This is a genomic window from Mesorhizobium hawassense (assembly GCF_003289945.1).
In the GTDB taxonomy this organism is placed as follows: domain Bacteria; phylum Pseudomonadota; class Alphaproteobacteria; order Rhizobiales; family Rhizobiaceae; genus Mesorhizobium; species Mesorhizobium hawassense.
On the sequence record NZ_QMBP01000003.1, the window covers coordinates 83,075 to 105,055 of the forward strand.

The window sequence follows — 21,981 nt, forward strand, 5'->3', positions numbered from 1 at the left end:
TGCTTTCCACGATAGAATTTCAGCAACCGCCTGCGCCGGGGAGGAGCGGGGCCACAAGTCGAACGCATGACCAGATTTCAGATCCCGCCCGAGGGGATTTCGCAAGAGACCCTGGCAGGCCTAGTGACGGAGGCCGTACAGCAGGCACTGATGCAGCACGGTGTCCTGCTGGATGCACAAGCCCTGGTTTCAGCCAGTGCGCTCGCCGGCGGCGTGGCGGCCGCCCTTCCCTTCCTGCCGCGGACGCAGCGCCTCGCAATCGATTCATTCAAGGGCGACTGGACCGCGCTCGTCTCCGAATTCTTCCGTACGATGTCGGGAAGAATCGCGAGCGGTGGTTCAGCGGTGTCCGATCAGGCTTCCGAGCGCATGCCGGTGGAAGCGGGAAGGCCTCAAAATGTCCCGGAACGTGCCGCCGATCTCCAGTCGATGCCGATCGAGGATTGGGCCGGCGAGGTCGCCGGCTCAACCTATCTGGAAGAGAAGCTCCGTATCCCGCGTTCCACGCTGCATCGCTGGCAAAGACGCGGCGAGGTCGTTGCCCTGCGCAAGGGCGGCCGCAAGCATGTCTTCCCGCTGGCCCAGTTCGTCGACGGCAGGCCGGTCCCGGGTATAAGCGAGGTGTTGTCGGCGATCACCAATCCGAGGCTGGCCTGGTTCTGGCTGACCCGGCCATCGGCCGAGCTCGAAGGCCGCGTTCCCATCGAGATGTTGCGGGAAGACATGGTCGAGGATGTGCTCGGCGCCGCCCGCACCTTGGCCTGACCCTGGCTTCAGGAGTCGATCTTTCCACCTTAGTCCGCTATTTTAGAACTTTATTCGACAAATCATCCGTCATAAAACTGTAATAATTGGCACATTTGGCACATTTTACAGCTTTTCCGGCGTTTCGATTGTACTTATTGTTCAGAATGTCCCATTTTTTCAGATATGTGACGTGATATTTGGGCAACAAGACTTCTATAAGAGTCAAAAAGCCGCCTTTCCGACACAATCTCTGTTGTACGAGCCCACCGATTAGGCCATGTCCAAGGCGAAGAAGCGGCGCCGGTGCGCGCACTTTTTCACGATGGGGACGGGGGTGGCAAAAGCCGAACGGCATGTCAGGCCTGTCTTGAACCTTTGACTGGAGATTCAAGAAAATGAACATCAAGAGCCTTCTTCTCGGCTCCGCTGCGGCCCTGATCGCAGTTTCGGGCGCCCGTGCCGCCGACGCGGTTACCGTCGCCGAGCCGGAACCGGCCGAATACGTGAAGATCTGCGACGTCTACGGCGCGGGTTACTTCTACATCCCCGGCACCGAGACCTGCCTGCGCGTCGGCGGCTACATCCGTTACGACATCGGCGTTGGCGACGTCGGCTCGTTCGACGGAGCGGTCACCGCCGACCACGAGGATGGCGACCCGCAGCACACCTTCTACAAGAAGACCCGCTTCACGCTGAAGACCTGGACCGGCCAGGAAACCGAACTCGGCACGTTGAAGACGTACACCGAGACCCGCTGGAACTTCGCCAACTCCAATGCGATCACCCCGTACAACACCGCCCACAACAGCGCCCCTACGCTGAATTTTGCCTGGATCCAGCTCGGCGGTCTGCGCGTCGGTAAGGATGAATCGGCTTATGACACGTTCATCGGCTACGCCGGCAGCGTCATCCAGGATACGATCATCCCGTACGGCATCAAGGACACCAACGTCGTCCAGTACTACTTCGACGCCGGCAACGGCTTCACCGGCGTGGTCTCGCTCGAAGAGGGTTCGGGCAAGGTCGGCACGATCGACAGCTACGTCCCGCATGTCGTCGGCGGCGTGAAGTACAAGCAGGACTGGGGTGCGATCACCGGCGTCGTGGCTTACGACAGCAACTACGAGGAAGTCGCCGGCAAGGTCCGCGTGGACGTCAATGTCAACAAGCAGCTGTCGCTGTTCATCATGGCCGGCTACGGCACCGATGACAATCTCACCGACGCGACCTGGGCTATCCCGGCCGGCGGTCGCGGCTTCTACAAGCCGTGGGGCGGCAACTGGGCCGTGTGGGGCGGCGGCACCTACAAGTTCACCGACAAGGTGGCGTTCAACGTCCAGGCTTCGGCTGACGACGACAAGAACTACGCTTTGGCGGCGAACGTTGCCTATACCATCGTTCCGGGCTTCACGATCACGACCGAAGTCGACTGGGACCATTTCGGCCACTTCGACGACGGCACCATCTACGGCAACTTTACCAAGGCCGACAAGAAGGACAGCGTCGGCGGCATGGTCCGCTTCCAGCGCAGTTTCTGATCTAGGCCTCACGATCAAAAAGAAGGCCCGCGGCAGCCGCCGCGGGCCTTCTTGCTTTTTCGACTTCGGCGAAAGCCGGCGCGCCGGCGCGTCAATTCCCCGCCGTATAGGCGGCGATCGCCGCCATGTTGACGATGTCTGAGTCCTTGGCGTTCAACGACACGATCTGGACCGGTTTGTTCAAGCCGACCAGCAGCGGGCCGATGACGGTCGAGCCGCCGAGCTCCTGCAGCATCTTGGTCGAGATCGAGGCCGAGTGGAATGCCGGCATGATCAGCACGTTGGCTGGGCCGGTCAACCGGATGAACGGATATTGCGCCATGGCGCGCGGGTTAAGCGCCACGTCGGCCGCCATCTCGCCGTCATACTCGAAATCGACGCGGCGCTTGTCGAGGATGCGCACCGCTTCCTGCACGCGTTCCGAGCGCTCGCCCTGCGGATGGCCGAAGGTCGAGTAGGCAAGCATGGCCAGCCTCGGCTCATAGCCCATGCGGCGGGCAAAGCCGGCCGCCTCCTCGGCGATGTCGGCGATCTGCTCGGCGTTCGGCATGTCGTGCACGGCGGTGTCGGCGACAAGAACGGTGCGGCCCCGCGCGAGCACGATCGACACGCCGATGACCCGGTGGCCGGGCTTGGCGTCGATGATGCGGCGCACGTCGTCGAGCGCGGTGGAATAGTTGCGGGTGACGCCGGTGACGATGCCGTCGGCGTCGCCCAGCGCCACCATGCAGGCAGCGAAATGGTTGCGGTCGTTGTTGATCAGGCGCTGGCAGTCGCGGAACAGAAAACCCTTCCGCTGCATGCGCTCGTAGAGATAGTCGGTGTAGATGCCGTTGCGGCGCGACAGCCTGGCGTTGATGATCTCGATGCCCTGCTTGTTCAGGTCGATGCCGGCATTCCTGGCATTGTCCTTGATGACGTCGTCGCGGCCGAGCAGGATCGCGGTGCCGAGCTTCTGGTTCACATAGGAGACGGCGGCGCGCATCACCTGCTCTTCCTCGCCCTCGGCGAAGACGATGCGCTTGGGCTGGCGGCGCACGCGGTCGTAGATGCGCTGCAAGGTCGAGGCGATCGGATCGCGGCGTGCGGACAGCTCCTGCGCGTAGCGGTCGAGATCGAGGATCGGCTTGCGGGCGACCCCGGATTCCATCGCGGCCTTCGCCACCGCCAGCGGGATCGCCGAGATCAGGCGCGGATCGAAGGGCACCGGGATGATGTAGTTGGCGCCGAATTTCGGCCGGTTGCCCTGATAGGCGGCGGCGACATCGTCCGGCACGTCCTGGCGGGCGAGCTCGGCCAGCGCACGGGCCGCGGCGATCTTCATGTCGTCATTGATGGTGGTGGCGCGCACATCCAGCGCGCCGCGAAAAATGTAGGGGAAGCCCAGCACATTGTTGACCTGGTTGGGGTAGTCCGAGCGGCCGGTGGCCATGATGGCGTCGGTGCGGATCTCGGCCACTTCCTCCGGCGTGATCTCCGGATCGGGGTTGGCCATGGCGAAGATGATCGGGTGCTTTGCCATCGACTGTACCATGGCGGTGGTGAGCGCTCCCTTGGCGGACAGGCCGAGGAAGACGTCGGCGCCGTCCAGTGCCTCGGCCAGGCTGCGCGCCTCGGTCTTGACCGCGTGCGCCGACTTCCATTGGTTCATGCCTTCGGCGCGGCCCTGGTAGACGACGCCCTTGGTGTCGCACAGGATGATGTTTTCCGGGGCAAAGCCCATCGCCTTCATCAATTCGATGCAGGCGATGCCGGCCGCACCCGCGCCGTTGCAGACCATCCTGGTGGTCTTCATGTCGCGGCCGGTGATCTCCAGCGCGTTGATCAAACCGGCGGCCGAGATGATGGCGGTGCCGTGCTGGTCGTCGTGGAAGACGGGGATGTCCATCAGCTCGCGCAGCCGCTGCTCGATGATGAAGCATTCCGGCGCCTTGATATCCTCGAGATTGATGCCACCGAAGGACGGCCCGAGGAAGCGCACGCAATTGATGAACTCGTCGGCATCCTCGGTGTCGACTTCGAGGTCGATGGAATCGACGTCGGCGAAGCGCTTGAACAGCACCGACTTGCCTTCCATCACCGGCTTCGAGGCCAGCGCGCCGAGATTGCCGAGGCCAAGGATGGCGGTGCCGTTGGAGATGACGGCCACCATGTTGCCACGCGTCGTATAGTCGAAGGCGCGGCTCGGATCCTCGGCGATGGCGCGCACCGGAACGGCGACGCCCGGCGAATAGGCGAGGCTCAGATCGCGTTGCGTCGCCATCGGCTTGGTGGCGACGATCTCCAGCTTGCCTGGCCGCCCCATGGCGTGGAATTCCAACGCCTCCTCGGGACTGACGGAGGGGCCGCTGCTTTCGGTTTTCCTGGCCATGATGCTTTGATTTCCTCGCCTTGCACGGCACCGCTTGCATGGGTGCTTCCTTATGGATTCCACGACTAAGGCCAGAGGCGGCCGCTGTAAACCGCCAAGCGCGGCAAAGCTCATTCAATGCGGACGGGTTGCTTGAGGCACGGCACTGCGACGGCATCTGGCAGCACGATTGCTGGCTTTCCCCTGCTTTTCGAGCGCCCGGCATTAAACCCGGCTGGCCGATCTGCTAGCGTTCCGGCATGAACATGCACATGCCGACCGATCCAGACGCCCAGGAGACGACGACCCTGGCGCCCGCCACGGGCGTCATCACGCCGATGATGGAGCAATTCATCGAGATCAAGGCGGCGAACCCGGATTCGCTGCTGTTCTACCGCATGGGCGATTTCTACGAGCTGTTCTTCGACGACGCGGAGAAGGCGAGCCAGGCGCTCGGGATCGTCTTGACCAAGCGCGGCAAGCACCAGGGGCATGACATCCCGATGTGCGGCGTGCCGGTGCATGCCGCGGACGATTATCTGCAGAAGCTGATCGCGCAAGGGTTCCGCGTTGCCGTGTGCGAACAGATCGAGGATCCGGCCGAAGCCAAGAAACGCGGCTCCAAATCGGTGGTGCGGCGCGACGTGGTGCGGCTGGTCACGCCCGGCACCATCACCGAGGACAAGCTGCTCGCGCCCTCGGAATCGAGTTTTTTGATGGCGCTGGGGCGCGTCAAAGGCGGTACAGCGGGGAACCAGGCGAGCTTCGCGTTGGCCTGGATCGACATTTCTACCGGCGCCTTCCGCGTTGCCGAGACGAGCGCCGAGCGGCTGCTTGCAGACATTTTTCGCGTCGATCCACGCGAGCTGATCGTCGCCGAGCCGGTGTTCCACGATCCGGAACTCAGGCCTGTCTTCGACGTGCTGGGCCGGGTCGCCAACCCGCAACCTCCTTCGCTGTTCGATTCGGCTTCGGCCACGAGCCGCATCGCGCGCTTCTTCGAGGTGGCGACGCCGGACAGTTTCGGCACGTTCTCGCGCGCCGAGCTGTCGGCGATCTCGGGCACTATTGCCTATGTCGAAAAGACGCAGAAAGCGGAGCGCCCGCCCTTGTCGCGCCCCGAGCGCGAAGAGCAGGGCTCGACGCTGTTCATCGACCCGGCGACGCGCGCCAATCTGGAATTGCTGCGCACGTTGTCGGGCAGCCGCGACGGCTCGCTGTTCAAGGCGATCGACCGCACGGTAACCGGCGGCGGTGCGCGATTGCTGGCCGACCGGCTGATGGCGCCGTTGACCGACCCGGCGGCGATCGCGGCACGACTGGATTCGGTCTCCTTCTTCCGCTCGGAAACGCGGCTTTGCCAGGGCCTGCGGGCGAGCCTGAAAGGCGTCGCCGACATGCCAAGGGCGCTTTCCCGCCTGGCGCTCAACCGCGGTGGGCCGCGGGACCTCGGTGCCTTGCGCGCCGGCTTTGAGGCGGCGGGCGCCATCGCCGAACTGTTCTCGGCGGCCGCCCTGCCCGCCGAGCCCGCCGCCGCGCTTGCCGCGATCAAAGCCCTGCCCGAGGCGCTTGCCCGGCATCTCAGCGAAGCGCTCGACGACGAGTTGCCACTGATCAGGCGCGACGGCGGCTTCGTGCGCGCCGGCTATCATGCCGAACTCGACGAGATGCGGGCGCTGCGCGACGAATCGCGAAAAGTGATCGCCGGGCTGGAGCGTTCGCTGATCGAGGAGACTGGCATCCGTTCGCTGAAGATCCGGCACAACAATGTGCTTGGCTATTACATCGAGGTGACGGCCAACCACCATTCGATCATGACCGGCAGCGACGCCGCCAAGGCGCGCTTCATCCATCGCCAGACCATGGCCAACGCCATGCGTTTCACGACGACGGAACTGGCGGAACTGGAAACGAAGATCGCCAACGCCGCTGACAAGGCGCTCGGCATCGAGCTCGCCGCCTTCGACCGGCTGACGGCGGAAGTGGTGGGTGCGGCGGACAGCATCCGCACCGGCGCCGAGGCGCTTGCCGTTCTGGACGTGTCGGCGGCATTGGCGCTGCTTTCGGAAAGCGAGGCCTGGTGCCGGCCGCTGGTCGATGCCAGCCTCGCCTTCGAAATTGCCGGCGGGCGCCACCCGGTGGTCGAACAGGCGCTCAGGCGTTCCGGGGAAGGGCCTTTCGTCGCCAATGATTGCGACCTGTCGCCCGAGGGTGGCGCCAAGGCCGGCGCCATCTGGCTGCTCACCGGCCCGAACATGGGCGGTAAATCGACGTTCCTGAGGCAGAATGCGCTGATCGCCATCCTGGCGCAGACCGGTTCCTTCGTGCCGGCGCAAAGCGCCCATATCGGCGTCGTCGACCGGCTATTCTCGCGGGTCGGCGCCTCGGACGACCTGGCGCGCGGCCGCTCAACCTTCATGGTCGAAATGGTCGAGACGGCGGCGATCCTCAATCAGGCGGGCGAGCGGGCATTGGTGATCCTCGACGAGATCGGTCGCGGCACCGCCACCTTCGACGGGTTGTCGATCGCCTGGGCGGCGGTCGAATACTTGCACGAGAAGAACCGCTGCCGCGCGATCTTCGCCACGCATTTCCATGAAATGACCGCGCTGGCCGGCAAGCTGCCACGGCTCGCCAACGTCACCATGCGGGTCAAGGAGTGGGAGGGCGACGTCGTCTTCCTGCACGAGGTCGGCAAGGGGGCCGCCGACCGATCCTACGGCGTGCAGGTGGCGCGGCTCGCCGGCCTGCCGGAAGCCGTGGTCGCTCGCGCCAAGGAAGTATTGCACCAACTCGAGGAAGGCGAGGTCTCGGGCAAGACCAACCGCCTGGTCGACGACCTGCCGCTGTTTTCGGTGGCGGTGAAGCGCGAGGCGGCGAAGCCGGTGAAGAGCGATGCGCTGGGCGAGGCGCTCGGCGCGATCAATCCGGACGAGATGACGCCAAGGGAGGCGCTGGAGGCGCTCTACCGGTTGAAGGGGCTTAATCTGGATAGGCAGAGAGATTGACGCTTTCTATCTCAGCCAAATCATCAATCGAATTATGGTAACATAAATTGAGAACCTTTCTGAAAGGACTTCGCCTTCAATTTTATAGAGGAATTGGGAGTGACACTCAGACGATGTGTCCTTTCAAGGATTTCAATTTTTTTATTGGCTCAAATAATTCTGGAAAATCCACTGTACTCAACTTTATACATGATCATATCACGAGTTATACGTCATCACGTGATCGAAAATATCTAAATTTGTCCCCTCTTGAGCAGCACCGTGGAAAGGTGACAGGGCAGTTGGCTGTCGCTATCGGCGTACCCGCGGATGAATTTATTGCATCGGCTCTAAAAAGTATCACCAGTGAGGGGCATAGACAAAGCTCTGCTGGAGCCATCGAAACCATTGCATCTGCACTCATTGATGAAGGTTCAATTTGGTTGCGTCGTGATGGCAGCCAAAATGACCTTTGGGTGATCGATCGCCAGAAGGAAATTCAAGAATGGCGCAAAGTGATAGGTGACGGAGCCTGGAATAGGCTGTGGCAGTGTCTAACGAACCATACAGGCGGTGGATTGCAACAGCATTGGGTGCCGGAAACCCTCAAAGTATTAGCACGAGTACAATCTGTCTCACTGCCGCCGGTTAGGATGATTCCTGCATTGAGGCAAATTGGAAAAAGTGGCACCGAGTTCAACGATTTTAGCGGTGGGGGACTAATAGATAGACTCGCTGAAATTCAGAGCCCAGACCACGACAAGCGCCATGAGCGAAACTTATTCGATAAAATCAATATGTTTCTCCAACAAGTAACCGGAAAATATGCAGCCCATATCGAGATTCCTCATGATCGTGAACACGTTCTCGTACATATGGACAATAAGGTCCTACCTCTAAGCTCCCTGGGGATGGGCATCCACGAAGTAATAATGATCGCTGCGTTTTGTACCATAACCGAAGGAAGCATCGTTTGTATCGAAGAGCCCGAGATACACATGCATCCGATATTGCAGCGGGAACTAGTTTCCTACCTTAATAAATTCACCAGCAATCAGTATTTTATTGCGACGCATTCGGCGAGCTTCATCGACACGCCGGGGGCAGCTATATTTCATGTACGCAACGACAGCGAGCAGACTCGTATCCAAGAGTCGATACTAAAAAGCGACCGCCACAACATTTGTGTCGACCTCGGGTACAAGGCATCGGACATTGTCCAATCAAACGCCGTAATTTGGGTCGAAGGACCCTCTGATCGCATTTATATAAAGCATTGGATTTCCACAGCGGAGCCAGGCTTCATTGAGGGAGTTCACTACTCAATTATGTTCTATGGCGGCCGTTTGCTGAGCCATCTCAGCGCCGATTCAGACGAGATTAAAGAGTTTATTGGTTTGCGTTCGCTGAACCAGCATTTAGCCCTTGTGATGGATAGTGACAAACCCAACGCCGCGGCGAAAATCAATGAAACGAAGAGGCGACTTAAGGAAGAGTTGAGCGCAGGTTCTGGCCTTTGCTGGATTACTAAGGGTCGAGAAATCGAGAACTATGTCGAACACGCTGAGCTTCAACGAGCGGTAAAAAAACTTTATACCCCCGTGTATGACAAACCGGCAGCTGGCGGCGCATTCGATCACGCCCTCTTCTTCTATAGAACAGCACCCACCCGAAGACGCAGAGCTCAATCGGGAACGAATGACTCTGATTTGATCGAAGAGAAAGTTGACAAGGTCAGGGTAGCCAAACTGATTTGCGAGAAACCCGCTGACTTTGCCGTGATGGATTTGAAACAAAGAGTCTACGAACTGACATCGATGATACGAAAAGCCAATGCCTGATACTCATCGGTGCTAGAGCGAACTTGGCAGTGGGGGCGCTGGCGATGAAGCAATCCAACCAGACTAGCCCTTGACTCATTGTACCGATCAGTACAATCATCGATTTGATGATTGAGACCAACGGGAGACCCCTATGAGCCGTCCGCCATTGCCGCCGTTCACGGCCGAGACAGCAGCACAAAAGGCACGCCTCGCGGAGGACGCCTGGAATAGCCGCGACCCGGATCGGGTCTCGCTCGCCTATACCGAGGACAGCGTTTGGCGGAACCGGGCCGAATTCGTCTCTGGCCGCGGCGAGATCGTCGGCTTTCTCACGCGCAAATGGGCGCGCGAGCTCGACTACCGCTTGATCAAGGAGGTGTGGACCTGGAACGACAACCGCATCGCGGTGCGCTTCGCCTATGAATGGCGCGACGACAGCGGCCACTGGTTCCGCTCCTACGGCAATGAGAACTGGGAATTCGACGAAGCCGGGCTGATGCGACGCCGCGTGGCGAGCATCAACGACCTGCCTATCGCTGAAAACGAACGAAAGTATCATTGGCCGCTCGGCCGCCGGCCGGACGACCATCCCGGTCTTTCGCAACTCGGGCTCTAAAGCATGATCCCGAAAAGTGTGAAGCGGTTTTCGGAAGAGATCATGCTTGAACAAGAAGATTGAGCAAGGATGCGGCGCATTGCTCCAGATCGCGACGAGTTGCTGGGGATGATTGCGGAAGTTTTCCGCGAGCACGGCTATGAGGGCGCCAGCCTGGCCTTGATCGGCGAGGCGACGGGGCTCGGCAAGGGAAGCCTCTATCACTTCTTTCCCGGCGGTAAGGAGGAGATGGCTCGGGCCGTCATTGCCCATATCGCCGCCTGGTTCGAGGACAATGTCTTCGCGCCCCTGCGCGACAACGCCGATCCCCCGGCGGGAATCGAGCACATGCTTGCAGCCACGGACAGCTATTTCCGCTCGGGGCGCCGGGTCTGCCTGATCGGCGCCTTCGCGCTGGATGAATCGCGCGACCTTTTCGCCGGCCAGATAAGGGACTACTTCGGCCGCTGGGTGACGCATCTTGCCGATGCGCTGGAGCGATCCGGGCACCGGCCGGGCGAAGCCGGCGAGCTGGCCGAGGAAGCCGTCGCCGCCATCCAGGGTGCACTGACGCTTGCCCGCGCCGCCAATGACCTCGACGTATTTTCAAGGGCATCGCGGCGGCTGCGGGTGCGGCTTGGGTTGCCGGCTGAGGTCTAGCCAAGGCTCCTACAAGGGTTCGAAGCGGAAGGCTGTCTCGGTTCGAAAGATCCAGCCGACGCCCGGTGAATCGAGATGCGCTCCCGCAACGCACCAGGCGTTGTCGGCGGCAAGGCCCAATATCCGCAGCCGGGTCGCCCGCGCCTGTTCCTGGTCGGCGTCGAATTCCCACGTGATCTCCGGCCGATCGAACTGAAGCGACGGCACATGCACGAGGTCGCCCCAGACCAACAACGTTTCGCCGCCGCTCGCGACACGAAAGGCGGTATGGCCGATTTCATGACCCGGCGCGGCGATCGCTTCGATATTCGCGCTCAGGCGCTGTCCCGGGTCCAAAGGCTGTGCCCGATCATGAAAGCGGCGCAACCTCGCTTCCGACCGGAACATGTCGAGCTCGGCTCGGGGCACGAGCAGCCGAGAGAGCCGCGGGAAACCGTCTCCACCATCGGCAAGAACAAGCCCGTGGATATGGTCGAGATGCGTGTGGGTGAAGGCAACCGTGCGAATCCGATCGATCGCAATCCGCGCTTCGCTCAGCGCCTGCGGCAGGAACCCCATCGTCGGGTGCCAGGCGTTCGAAGATCCCGTATCGATCAGCGTGATCTCGTGGCCGTCATCGACGGCAAAGGCATTGACCGACAATCTGAGCGCGCCATCGAAGAGCGGGACCAGCGGCGGGAGATCATTGCCGAAGGGCTTGTCTCCCGGCTGGCGCAACCGCCTGACCGGCATGTCGACATAGCCGTCGCGCAATGATGTGACCCTGATGTCCCCGAGCTTGTAGGTCGTATGATGCGGCCCGGCAGAAACTCGTTCCAACGCTTGCTCTCTTCTACCGCGATTGCCAATTCAGGTTTCGGTCAGATCATTTCCAGGCCGCGCTTGCGCGTCGGCGGCGCGAAGGCGCGGTCGAGCTCGGCGAAATCCTCAGGCGTCAGTTTGATTTCGAGCGCGGCGGCGTTCTGGCGGACATGCTCCCGCCGGCCGGCCTTCGGAATGGCGATGACGCCGTCCTGCGCCATTACCCAAGCGAGCGCGATCTGCGCGGCGGTGGCGCTGTGGCGGGCAGCGACCGCCTCGAGCCTGCTGTTGCGCGCCAGCGCGCCCTGCTCGACCGGCGAATAGGCCATCAGCGGAATGCCGCGCTTGCGGCTCCACGGCGCAAGGTCGAATTCGAGCCCGCGCCGCGAGAGATTGTAGAGCACCTGGTTGGTCTGGACATTGCCGCCATTGGCCAAGCCGACCAGTTCTTCCATCTCGTCGGTGTCGAAATTGCTGACGCCCCAGTGGCGGATGTTGCCTTCGGCCTTCAGCGCCTCGAAGGCCTCGACTGTTTCGGTCAGAGGTACGCTGCCCGGCTAATGCAGCAGATAGAGATCGATGCGGTCGGTGGCGAGGCGCTTCAGGCTGTTCTCGCAGGCGCGTTTCACGCCGGAGCGCGAGGCGTTGGAAGGCAGCACCTTGGAGACCAGGAAGGTTTCGTCGCGGCGCCCGGCGATGGCCTCGGCCACCACTTGCTCGGCGCCGCCGCTGGCATACATTTCGGCGGTGTCGATGAGCGTGATGCCGAGGTCGAGGCCGAGCTTCAGCGCCGCGACCTCATCGGCATGGCGGCGCCGGTCCTCGCCCATCTTCCAGGTGCCTTGGCCAAGCACCGGAACGGCCTCGCCGGACGGCAGCTTCATGGTTCTGATCGACGAACGGTTGATTGACGGGGGCATGGCTCTCTCCGCGTGGGGCCGGATCGCAACACAGCCACAATCAAAAATCCACACCGTAGGCCTCCTGGCCGGCCGGATTTCCCGCGGTGGCTAGTTCGCCGGATGCTTGGCGAGCCAGTCCTGCATTTCCTTGATCTCGGCTTCCTGCGCGGCGACGACGCCTTCGGCGAGCTTGCGGATTTCCGGATCCTTGCCGTTGGCGATCACCACCTTGGCCATGTCGATGGCGCCCTGATGATGCGGGATCATGCCGCGGACGAAGTCGACGTCGGCATTGCCGGTGTATTTGATCATCATGTCCTTGTGCATCTTCTTCATCGCCGCCTCGTAGCCGACGGTGGCCGGGCTCTGGGCGCCCATCGCCATCTTGGACATGTCGTGCTTCATCTCCTCCGACGAGGCCGGCACACTTTCGAGAAAGACGGCAAGCAGCATTCCGGCGGCCATCAACAGCAGCACGATTTTCTTGGCCAAGGTCATTCAGGTCTCCTTCTATTGGATAGCGTATCTGGGGGCTTCGCTCAGAGTTTCAATGTTCTCAGCCGCAAAGCGTTGGCGATCACCGACACCGACGACAAGCTCATCGCCGCCGCCGCCAGCATCGGCGACAAAAGCGTGCCGGTGAGCGGATAGAGCACGCCGGCCGCGATCGGCACGCCAAGCACGTTGTAGAGGAAGGCGAAGAACAGGTTCTGGCGGATGTTGCGGAGCGTCGCCTGGGCGAGCGCACGCGCCCTCACGATGCCGTTGAGGTCGCCCTTGACCAGTGTGATGCCGGCGCTCTCGACCGCGACATCGGCGCCGGTGCCCATGGCGATGCCGACATCGGCGCTGGCAAGCGCCGGCGCGTCGTTGACACCATCACCGGCCATCGCGACGGCGGCGCCCTTGCCACGCAGTTCTTCCACCAGCGCGCTCTTGCGATCGGGCAGCAGGCCGGCGCGCACCTCGTCGATGCCGAGCCTGGCGGCGATCGCTTTTGCCGTGCGCTCGTTGTCACCCGTCGCCATGATGATGCGCAGGCCTTTGTCGTGCAGGGCCCTGATCGCCTCGGCTGTCGTTGCCTTTACCGGGTCGGCCACTGCGACGATGCCGGCGAACCTGCCGTCGACGGCGACGAACATGGCCGTCTTGCCCTCGCCCTGCATCGCCTCGGCACTGGCCGCCGGCGTCTCTATGCCGAGGTCCGCCATCATTGCCGCATTGCCGAGCGCGATCTTCCTGCCCGAAACCGTGCCCGAAACGCCCTTGCCGGTGGCGGCTTCGAAATCGGCCGCGTCGGCCAGCTTCAGGCCGCGCGCGGCGGCACCGTCGACGATCGCCTCGGCCAGCGGATGCTCCGAGCCCTTTTCGAGCGCGGCGGCGAAGGCCAGCAGCTCGTTCTCATCGATCTCCCCGGCCGCGACGACATCGGTGAGTTGCGGCTTGCCCTCCGTCAGCGTGCCGGTCTTGTCGACGATCAGCGTGTCGACGGAAGAAAAACGCTCCAGCGCCGCCGCTTCCTTGATCAGCACGCCGGCGTGCGCGCCGCGCCCGGTCGCCGTCATGATCGACATCGGCGTCGCGAGGCCGAGCGCGCAGGGACAGGCGATGATCAGCACCGACACCGCCGAGACGATGGCGAAGATCAAGCTGGGCTCGGGACCGAAGACAGCCCAGGCGATGAAGGCCAGGACAGCGACCAGCACGACGGCCGGGACGAAATAGAAGGAGACGCGGTCGGCCAGACCCTGGATCGGCGCGCGCGAGCGCTGCGCCTTGGCGACCAGTTCGACGATGCGCGACAACGTCGTCTCGGCGCCGACCTTCTCGGCGCGCATGACGAGCGAGCCGTTCTTGTTCAGCGTGCCGCCGGTGAGCGCGTCGCCTTCGGTCTTTTCGACCGGCAGCGACTCGCCGGTGATCATGGATTCATCGATCGCCGAGCGGCCCTCCAGCACGATGCCGTCGACCGGCACGGCGTCGCCGGGACGGACGCGGAGCCGGGCGCCTGTCTTGACTGTGTCGAGCGGCACGTCTTTCTCCGCGCCGTCGTCACCGATCAGCCGCGCCGTCTTCGGCGCAAGGTCGAGCAGGGCGCGGATGGCCGAACCGGTGCGCTCGCGGGCTCTGAGTTCCAGCACCTGGCCGAGGAAGACCAGCGCGACGATGACGGCGGCGGCCTCGAAATAGACCGGCACGGCGCCGTCATGGCCGCGGAACTGGTGCGGGAAGACATCGGGAAACAGCGTCGCCACAAGGCTGAAAAGGTAGGCGGCGCCGACGCCCAGCGAGATCAGCGTCCACATGTTGGGGCTGCGGTTCAGGATCGAGTCCCAACCGCGATGGAAGAACGGAAATGCCGCCCACAGCACGACGGGGCTTGCCAGCGCGAGTTCCACCCAGGTCTTCGTGCGGCCGTCGATGAGGGTCTCGAAGCTGAAGCCCAGCATCGGCGCCATGGCGATCATCAGGAGCGGCACGGAGAGCAGCGCGCTGACCCAGAGACGGCGCGTGAAGTCGACGAGCTCGGGATTCGGGCCTTCCTCGCCCGTCGGCACGCCCATCGGCTCCAGCGCCATGCCGCAGATCGGGCACGAGCCGGGCTTGTCGCGGACGATCTCGGGGTGCATCGGGCAGGTGTATTGCGTGCCCTTGGGCATTGGCTGCGGCTCGGGCCGGCCGGCAAGGTATTTTGCCGGCTCCGCCTCGAACTTGCCTTTGCAACCGGCGGAGCAGAAATAGTAGCCCTGCCCTTCATGACGTGAAAAATGCGTCGCGCTGGCGCGGTCTACGCTCATGCCGCAAACCGGATCGGTGGCGGCAAGATACGCTTCCGGCCCAGCCTCGAATTTCGTGCGGCAGCGCTCGCTGCAGAAGTGGAATGTCCTGCCGCCATGCTCGGCCGTCGGCTTGCCGGCGGCGGGATCGACCGTCATGCCGCAGACAGGATCTCGAATCACTGCATCGGCGGCAGGCGCGGCATCCTTGGCGGAACAACAGGCTCCGCCATGCGCATGACGGTGATGGTGGTGGTCGGAATGGCTCATGACAACGCCTCGAATTTCGAACTTGAGGCGGAGGTAGTCCTTCCAGCTACTGGAAGGTCAAGGGGCGGTTCGAATTTTTGGAACTTTCGCCATCCGGCCTCGTATGGCGCCGATCGCATGCGACAGGAAACGCGGCGGCCCGCCCATACACAGCGCCGCGAAAACAGGCTATAGACGCCGCCGAATGGCAAAGATCTCCCTGAAACTCGACGAAATCATCGATGGCGACGCGCTGCGCCGCGACTTGACCGCGCTGACGGCGGCGAGCGGCGGCGACGGTTCGGGACCGGCCGTCCGCACGGCCGTCCTGCAATTGCTCAAAGCCAGGCTGGCGGACGGGCGAAAGATCGCCGAGGCGATGCTCAAGGAGGATGGCGGCGGCAATGCCTGCGCCGAGCGGCTCTCGCATCTGATGGATGAGCTGATCCGGGCGCTCTATGATTTCGCCGCCACCCATGTCTACCGGGTCAAGAACCGGTCCGCGGCCGAGCGCATGGCGGTCGTGGCCGTCGGCGGCTATGGCCGAGGCACGCTGGCGCCGGGCTCCGACATCGACCTCTTGTTCCTGCTTCCCTACAAACAGACGCCGTGGGGCGAGCAGATCGTCGAATACATGCTCTACATGCTGTGGGACATGGGGCTGAAGGTCGGCCACGCCACCCGCAACATCGAGGAATGCCTCCGGCTCTCGCGCAGCGACATCACCATCCGCACGTCGATCCTCGAAGCGCGTTTCCTGTGGGGCGAACACAAGCTCTATGACGAGCTGCTCACCCGCTTCGATCATGAAGTGGTGCGCACGACCGGACCGGAATATGTCCAGGCCAAGCTTTCCGAGCGCGACGATCGTCACGCCAAGGCAGGCGAGAGCCGTTACCTTGTCGAGCCCAACGTCAAGGACGGCAAGGGCGGCCTGCGCGACCTGCAGACGCTGTTCTGGATCGGCAAATACTTCTATCGCGTGCGCACCGGCGAGGAGCTGGTCGAGAAGGGCGTCTTCACCGAGGCCGAATATCGCGAATTCCAGAAGGCCGAGGATTTTCTGTGGGCGGTGCGCTGCCACATGCATTTCCTCACCGGCAAGGCGGAAGAGCGGCTGCATTTCGACATCCAGCGCGAGATCGCCGAACGTCTCGGCTATACGACGCATCCCGGCCTCTCGGCGGTCGAGCGCTTCATGAAGCACTATTTCCTCGTCGCCAAGGATGTCGGCGACCTCACCCGCATCTTCTGCGCGGCGCTCGAGGAAGAGCAGGCCAAGCATGTGCCCGGCTTCAACCGCATCTTCCTCACCTTCTCGCGGCGCAAGCGCAAGCTCGCCGGCACCTCCGACTTCATCGTCGACAATCACCGTATCAACATCGCCGACGACAGCGTGTTCGAGCGCGATCCGGTCAACCTGCTGCGGCTCTTCTGGTTCGCCGACAAGCACGGGCTGGAGTTCCACCCCGATGCGCTGAAGCTGCTCACCCGCTCGCTCGGCCTGGTCAACAAGTCGCTCCGGCGCGACGAGGAAGCCAACCGGCTGTTCCTCGACATCCTGACGTCGGACCGCAATGCCGAGCTCAATCTCAGGCGCATGAACGAGGCGGGACTGCTCGGCAGGCTTATCCCCGACTTCGGCAAGATCGTCGCCATGATGCAGTTCTCGATGTACCACCATTATACGGTGGACGAGCATCTGATCCGCTGCATCGGCGTGCTGGCCGAGATCGAGCGCGGCGACGGCGCGAAAGTGCATCCGCTGTCGCATTCGCTGATGCCGGGGCTGAAGAAAAGCCGCGAGGCGCTCTATGTCGCCGTGCTTCTGCACGACATCGCCAAGGGCCGGCCGGAGGACCATTCCGAAGCCGGGGCGAGGATCGCGCGGCGCATCTGCCCGCATATGGGATTGTCGGCGGCCGACACCGAGACCGTCGCCTGGCTGGTCGAGAACCATCTCGTGATGTCGATGACGGCGCAGACGCGCGACCTCAACGACCGCAAGACGATCGAGGATTTCGCCTCGATCGTGCAATCGGTCGAGCGGCTGAAACTGCTTTTAATCCTGACCGTGTGCGACATACGTGGCGTCGGGCCGGGCGTGTGGAACGGCTGGAAGGGGCAATTGTTGCGTACGCTCTATTACGAGACCGAACTGCTGCTGACCGGCGGTTTTTCCGAAGTCTCGCGCGCCGAGCGCACGGCCGCGGCACGCGAACGGCTGGCCGGGGCGCTTTCCAGCTGGCCAGCGAAGGAGCGCAAGCGCTATGTCGCGCAGCATTATGAGAATTACCTGCTGACCGTCGACCTCAACGATCAGCTGCGCCATGCCGAATTCGTCCGCGAGGCGGACGCCGCGGGCAAGAAGCTCGCCACCATGGTCAAGACGCATGAATTCGAGGCGGTGACCGAGGTGACCGTGCTGGCGCCGGACCATCCGCGCCTGCTGTCGATCATTGCCGGAGCGTGCGCCGCTGCCGGCGGCAACATCGTCGACGCGCAGATCTTCACCACCTCGGACGGGCGCGCGCTCGACACCATCCTGATCTCCCGGGAGTTCGACCTCGACGAGGACGAGCGCCGCCGCGCCGAGCGCGTCGGCCGGCTGATCGAGGACGTGCTCTCCGGCAAGAGCTGGCTGCCCGAAATGATCGAGAAGCGAACCAAGCCGAAGCGCGGCGCCAAGGCCTTCCGCATTCCGCCGCGCGCCGAGATCCGCAACACGCTGTCGAACCGTTTTTCGGTGATCGAGGTCGAGGGGCTGGACCGGCCGGGCCTGCTGTCCGAGATCACCGGAACGCTCTCCGACCTGTCGCTCGACATCGCCTCGGCGCATATCACCACCTTCGGCGAGAAGGTCATCGACACGTTCTACGTCACCGATCTCACCGGCCAGAAGATCGACAGCCCGACGCGCACCGCCACCATCCACAAGCGGCTGATCGATACGCTGGACGGCAACCCGTCGGAACGTAACGGCAAGGCCAAGGCGGCGGCCGAGTGACCATCCATTTGACGCAATTTCCCTGGCAGTCGTCCCCCGCATGAGCCTAGTCAAGAAATTCGCCACCGTCGCTTCAGGCACGCTGATGAGCCGCGCGCTAGGTTTCGGCCGCGAGATGCTGATGGCGGCGGCCCTCGGCACCGGGCCGGTCGCCGACGCCTTCAACGCCGCCTTCCAGTTTCCCAACACCTTCCGCCGGCTGTTTGCCGAGGGCGCCTTCAACGCCGCTTTCGTGCCGCTCTTCGCCAAGGAGATCGAGCAGCACGGCAACGAGGGCGCCAAGCGCTTCTCGGAGGAAGTGTTCGGCGTGCTGTTTTCGGCGCTTTTGGCGCTGACCATCGCGATGGAACTCGCGATGCCGCTGATCGTGCGCTACCTGGTGGCGCCGGGCTTTGCCGACATTCCGGGCAAGTTCGAGACGACGGTACGGCTGGCGACGATCATGTTCCCGTACCTGATCTGCATGTCGCTCGGAGCCATGATGGCCGGCATGCTGAACTCGCTGCGCCGCTATTTCGCGGCGGCGATCGCGCCCGCCTTCCTCAACATCATCCTGATCAGTGTGCTGGGTTACGCCTGGTATCACGGGTTGGACGCCCATGATGTCGGCTTCGGCCTGTCCTGGGGCGTGCTGGCGGCGGGCATCGTGCAGCTCGCGATCGTCTGGATCGCGGTGCGCAATGCAGGCATCTCGATCGGCTTCCGCCGGCCGAAGATGACGCCGAACGTCAAGCGGCTCCTGATCCTGGCGCTGCCGGCGGCGATCACGGGCGGCATCACGCAGATCAACCAGCTGATCGGCACGGCGATCGCCTCGGCACAGAACAGCGCGGTGTCGTCGCTCGCCTATGCCGACCGCATCTACCAGTTGCCGCTCGGCGTCGTCGGCGTGGCCGTCGCCATCGTGCTCCTGCCGGAACTTTCGCGGGCGCTGAAATCAGGCAATCTGGTCGAGGCCGCCAATCTGCAGAACCGCTCGGTCGAGTTCACGCTGTTCATGACCCTGCCGGCGGCGGCGGCGCTCTGGGTGATGTCGGAACCGATCGTGCGGCTGGTCTATGAACGCGGCGCCTTCGCCGCCAATCACTCGACGCCGATCGTCGCCTCCATCCTGGCGATCTTCGGCCTCGGCCTGCCGGCCTTCGTGCTGATCAAGGCCTTCACGCCCGGCTATTTCGCGCGCGAGGACACGCGCACGCCGATGATCTTCGCCGCCATCTCGGTCGGCGTGAACGTCGCCACGGCGCTCAGCCTTTTCCCGTCGATGGGCGCGCCGGGCATCGCGGTGGCTTCTGCCGTCGCCGGCTGGGTCAACGCGCTGATGCTGCTCGGCATGCTGATCCGGCGAGGCCATTGGGGTCGCGACGTTCCCCTGCTGAAGCGCATCCCCCGTCTGGTACTGTCCGCGGTGGTGATGGCGGTGGCGCTCTATTTCGCCGAGCACTATTTCGCCGCAAGGATCGGACCGGGCTCGCCGCTGGTGGTGAAGGCGACGACGGTGCTCGGGCTCGTCGCCGGCGGCGCCGCGCTTTACTTCATCACCGCCTTCGGTACCGGCGGCGCCGATTTCGGCATGATCCGCAGGAACGTCAAACGCGGCGAGGCAAAGGGCGCGCCGGCGTCCAAGCCCAATCTCGACGAATAGTCAGCCTGACATCCCGCCCATCGTCGGTACTTGCTCCAGCGCTCCGGTTGGTCCATAAGCGCGCCCGTCGAAAGACTTTCGCCGCGCGCGGTTTCCAGCCGCATGATTGGCTCCAAAAAGTCTGCAACTTTTTGGAATCATGCTTATACGGCCCTCCACAAGCCATGAGGAACTCATGTCCGCCTTCAAGCCACTCGTCTTTTCGGGCGTCCAGCCGACCGGCAATCTGCATCTCGGCAACTATCTCGGCGCCATCAAGAAATTCGTCGCCCTCCAGGAACAGTCCGACTGCATCTATTGCGTCGTCGACCTGCACTCGCTGACGGCGCAACTCGTCCATCAGGATCTCGGCGACCAGACGCGCTCGATAACCGCTGCGTTCCTCGCCTCCGGCATCGATCCGAAGAAGCACATCGTCTTCAACCAGTCGCGGGTCATGCAGCATGCCGAGCTCGCCTGGATCTTCAATTGCGTGGCGCGCATCGGCTGGATGAACAAGATGACGCAGTTCAAGGACAAGGCCGGCAAGGATCGCGAGAACGCCTCGCTCGGCCTGCTCGCTTATCCGAGCCTGATGGCGGCCGACATCCTGCTCTACCGCGCCACCCACGTGCCGGTGGGCGAGGACCAGAAGCAGCATCTGGAACTCACCCGCGACATCGCCCAGAAATTCAACAACGACTTCTCCGAGAAGATCGCAGCACTCGGCGTCGGCACCGAGATGCAGGTCGGCGAGGAGACGGTGAACGGCTATTTCCCGATCACCGAACCGGTGATCGGCGGCCCGGCGGCGCGCATCATGAGCCTGCGCGACGGTTCGAAGAAGATGTCGAAGTCGGACCCGTCCGATCTGTCGCGCATCAACCTGACCGACGATGCCGACACCATCTCGAAGAAGATCCGCAAGGCCAAGACCGATCCGGAAGCCTTGCCGAGCGAAGTCGACGGACTGGAGAGCCGACCCGAAGCGGAAAACCTGGTCGGCATCTATGCCGGCCTGGCCGAGATCTCGAAGCAAGACGTGCTGAGAGAATATGGCGGGCAGCAGTTTTCGGTGTTCAAGCCGGCGCTGGCCGATCTTGCGGTCGAGAAGCTGGCGCCGATCGCCGCCGAGATGCGCCGTATCGAGGGCGACCGCGCCTATGTCGACGCCGTGCTCGAGGAGGGCGGCGACCGGGCACGCGCGATCGCCGAGGGCACGATGAAGACGGTGCGCGACATCATCGGCCTGCTGCAGGACTGATCGACGGGTTCCATAGGACCATTGCCACCCCGGCCGGCGGCTTGCCGCCGGTTCGCGGCGGTGGCAGATTGCGGCCGAACCATACCGAGCAGATAGACATGGTCTCCAAACGCCTGAGCCGCGAAGCCGGCCATCGCCGCAAATTCCTGGCGATCATCGACGACACGCCCGAATGCGAGCGCGCCGTCGCCTACGCCTCGAAGCGGGCACAGCACACAAGCGGCGTGCTGGTGCTGCTCTATGTCATCGAGCCCGACGACTTCCAGCACTGGCTGGGCGTGGAAAAGATCATGCGCGAGGAGGCGGCGGCGACGGCGCGCGCGGCGCTCGACACCTACGCCAGCAAGGTGCGCCAGGATGTCGGCATCGAGCCGGAATTGGTGGTGCGCGAGGGCAAGCCGACCGAAGAGATCCACAAGCTGATCGAGGACGACCAGGACATCGCCATCCTGGTGCTGGCGGCCGGCGCCGGCAAGGAAGGGCCAGGGCCGCTGGTCGGCGCGGTGGCCGGCAAGGGCGCCGCTTTTCCGATCCCGGTCACGGTGGTGCCGCAGAATCTGTCGGACGAGGAGATCGACAGCCTCGCCTGAGATGTGCTGATATTCAGGTGAGGCCGGCCTGCGAACGGCGGTTTCCCGCGCTTCCGGTGCTCGCGTA

14 protein-coding genes and 1 pseudogene are annotated in these 21,981 nt (G+C 63.1%); 10 read left to right on the plus strand and 5 right to left on the minus strand.

Going from position 1 to position 21,981, the window contains the following annotated elements:
- Positions 1-66 precede the first annotated feature (66 nt).
- Together DPM33_RS07760 and DPM33_RS07765 are read left to right on the plus strand one after the other, a co-directional pair.
- On the plus strand, positions 67-765 hold the full coding sequence (locus DPM33_RS07760; protein WP_112096839.1) for an antitoxin Xre/MbcA/ParS-like domain-containing protein: 699 nt from the start codon (positions 67-69) through the stop codon (positions 763-765).
- A gap of 377 nt (positions 766-1,142) precedes the next feature.
- On the plus strand, positions 1,143-2,285 hold the full coding sequence (locus DPM33_RS07765; protein ID WP_112096840.1) for a porin: 1,143 nt from the start codon (positions 1,143-1,145) through the stop codon (positions 2,283-2,285).
- Positions 2,286-2,376: 91 nt separating this feature from the next.
- Here the strand turns inward: DPM33_RS07765 and DPM33_RS07770 are convergent, their stop codons facing one another.
- On the minus strand, positions 2,377-4,656 hold the full coding sequence (locus DPM33_RS07770) for an NADP-dependent malic enzyme (RefSeq protein ID WP_112096841.1): 2,280 nt from the start codon (positions 4,654-4,656) through the stop codon (positions 2,377-2,379).
- A 239-nt stretch (positions 4,657-4,895) separates the two neighbouring features.
- Here DPM33_RS07770 and mutS point away from each other — a divergent pair, with 239 nt between their 5' ends.
- The 4 genes from mutS to DPM33_RS07790 all read left to right on the plus strand — a co-directional run bounded on the left by mutS (position 4,896) and on the right by DPM33_RS07790 (position 10,700).
- Positions 4,896-7,643 carry a DNA mismatch repair protein MutS gene (gene mutS / locus DPM33_RS07775; RefSeq protein WP_112096842.1) on the plus strand — a complete coding sequence of 916 codons (2,748 nt, stop codon included), beginning with the start codon at positions 4,896-4,898 and terminating at the stop codon, positions 7,641-7,643.
- Between the two features lie 47 nt (positions 7,644-7,690).
- Positions 7,691-9,463, plus strand: coding sequence for an AAA family ATPase (locus tag DPM33_RS07780; RefSeq protein ID WP_146770218.1), 1,773 nt, complete (start codon positions 7,691-7,693; stop codon positions 9,461-9,463).
- Positions 9,464-9,596: 133 nt separating this feature from the next.
- Positions 9,597-10,061, plus strand: a complete 465-nt coding sequence (locus tag DPM33_RS07785; RefSeq protein ID WP_112096844.1) for a nuclear transport factor 2 family protein — start codon at positions 9,597-9,599, stop codon at positions 10,059-10,061.
- Between the two features lie 69 nt (positions 10,062-10,130).
- Positions 10,131-10,700: a TetR/AcrR family transcriptional regulator gene (locus DPM33_RS07790; protein WP_112096845.1), complete on the plus strand. Its 570-nt coding sequence runs from the start codon at positions 10,131-10,133 to the stop codon at positions 10,698-10,700.
- Positions 10,701-10,709: 9 nt separating this feature from the next.
- On the opposite strand, the gene DPM33_RS07795 is transcribed toward DPM33_RS07790, so the two are convergent.
- The 4 genes and pseudogenes from DPM33_RS07795 to DPM33_RS07810 all read right to left on the minus strand — a co-directional run bounded on the left by DPM33_RS07795 (position 10,710) and on the right by DPM33_RS07810 (position 15,450).
- Positions 10,710-11,519: an MBL fold metallo-hydrolase gene (locus DPM33_RS07795; RefSeq protein WP_112096846.1), complete on the minus strand. Its 810-nt coding sequence runs from the start codon at positions 11,517-11,519 to the stop codon at positions 10,710-10,712.
- Positions 11,520-11,560: 41 nt separating this feature from the next.
- Positions 11,561-12,421, minus strand: a pseudogene (locus DPM33_RS07800) (aldo/keto reductase).
- Between the two features lie 90 nt (positions 12,422-12,511).
- Positions 12,512-12,901: a CopM family metallochaperone gene (gene copM / locus DPM33_RS07805; RefSeq protein ID WP_112096847.1), complete on the minus strand. Its 390-nt coding sequence runs from the start codon at positions 12,899-12,901 to the stop codon at positions 12,512-12,514.
- A 41-nt stretch (positions 12,902-12,942) separates the two neighbouring features.
- Positions 12,943-15,450, minus strand: coding sequence for a heavy metal translocating P-type ATPase (locus DPM33_RS07810; protein WP_112096848.1), 2,508 nt, complete (start codon positions 15,448-15,450; stop codon positions 12,943-12,945).
- Between the two features lie 184 nt (positions 15,451-15,634).
- On the opposite strand from DPM33_RS07810, the gene DPM33_RS07815 reads away from it, so the two are divergent.
- From DPM33_RS07815 to DPM33_RS07830, 4 genes are all read left to right on the plus strand, one after another.
- On the plus strand, positions 15,635-18,436 hold the full coding sequence (locus tag DPM33_RS07815) for a [protein-PII] uridylyltransferase (protein ID WP_112096849.1): 2,802 nt from the start codon (positions 15,635-15,637) through the stop codon (positions 18,434-18,436).
- 40 nt (positions 18,437-18,476) lie between these two features.
- On the plus strand, positions 18,477-20,081 hold the full coding sequence (gene murJ / locus DPM33_RS07820) for a murein biosynthesis integral membrane protein MurJ (protein ID WP_112096850.1): 1,605 nt from the start codon (positions 18,477-18,479) through the stop codon (positions 20,079-20,081).
- Between the two features lie 175 nt (positions 20,082-20,256).
- Positions 20,257-21,324: a tryptophan--tRNA ligase gene (gene trpS / locus DPM33_RS07825; protein WP_112096851.1), complete on the plus strand. Its 1,068-nt coding sequence runs from the start codon at positions 20,257-20,259 to the stop codon at positions 21,322-21,324.
- Positions 21,325-21,422: 98 nt separating this feature from the next.
- A complete protein-coding gene (locus DPM33_RS07830; protein WP_112096852.1) occupies positions 21,423-21,914 on the plus strand; it encodes a universal stress protein in 492 nt (163 codons plus the stop codon).
- The last annotated feature ends 67 nt before the right edge of the window (positions 21,915-21,981 follow it).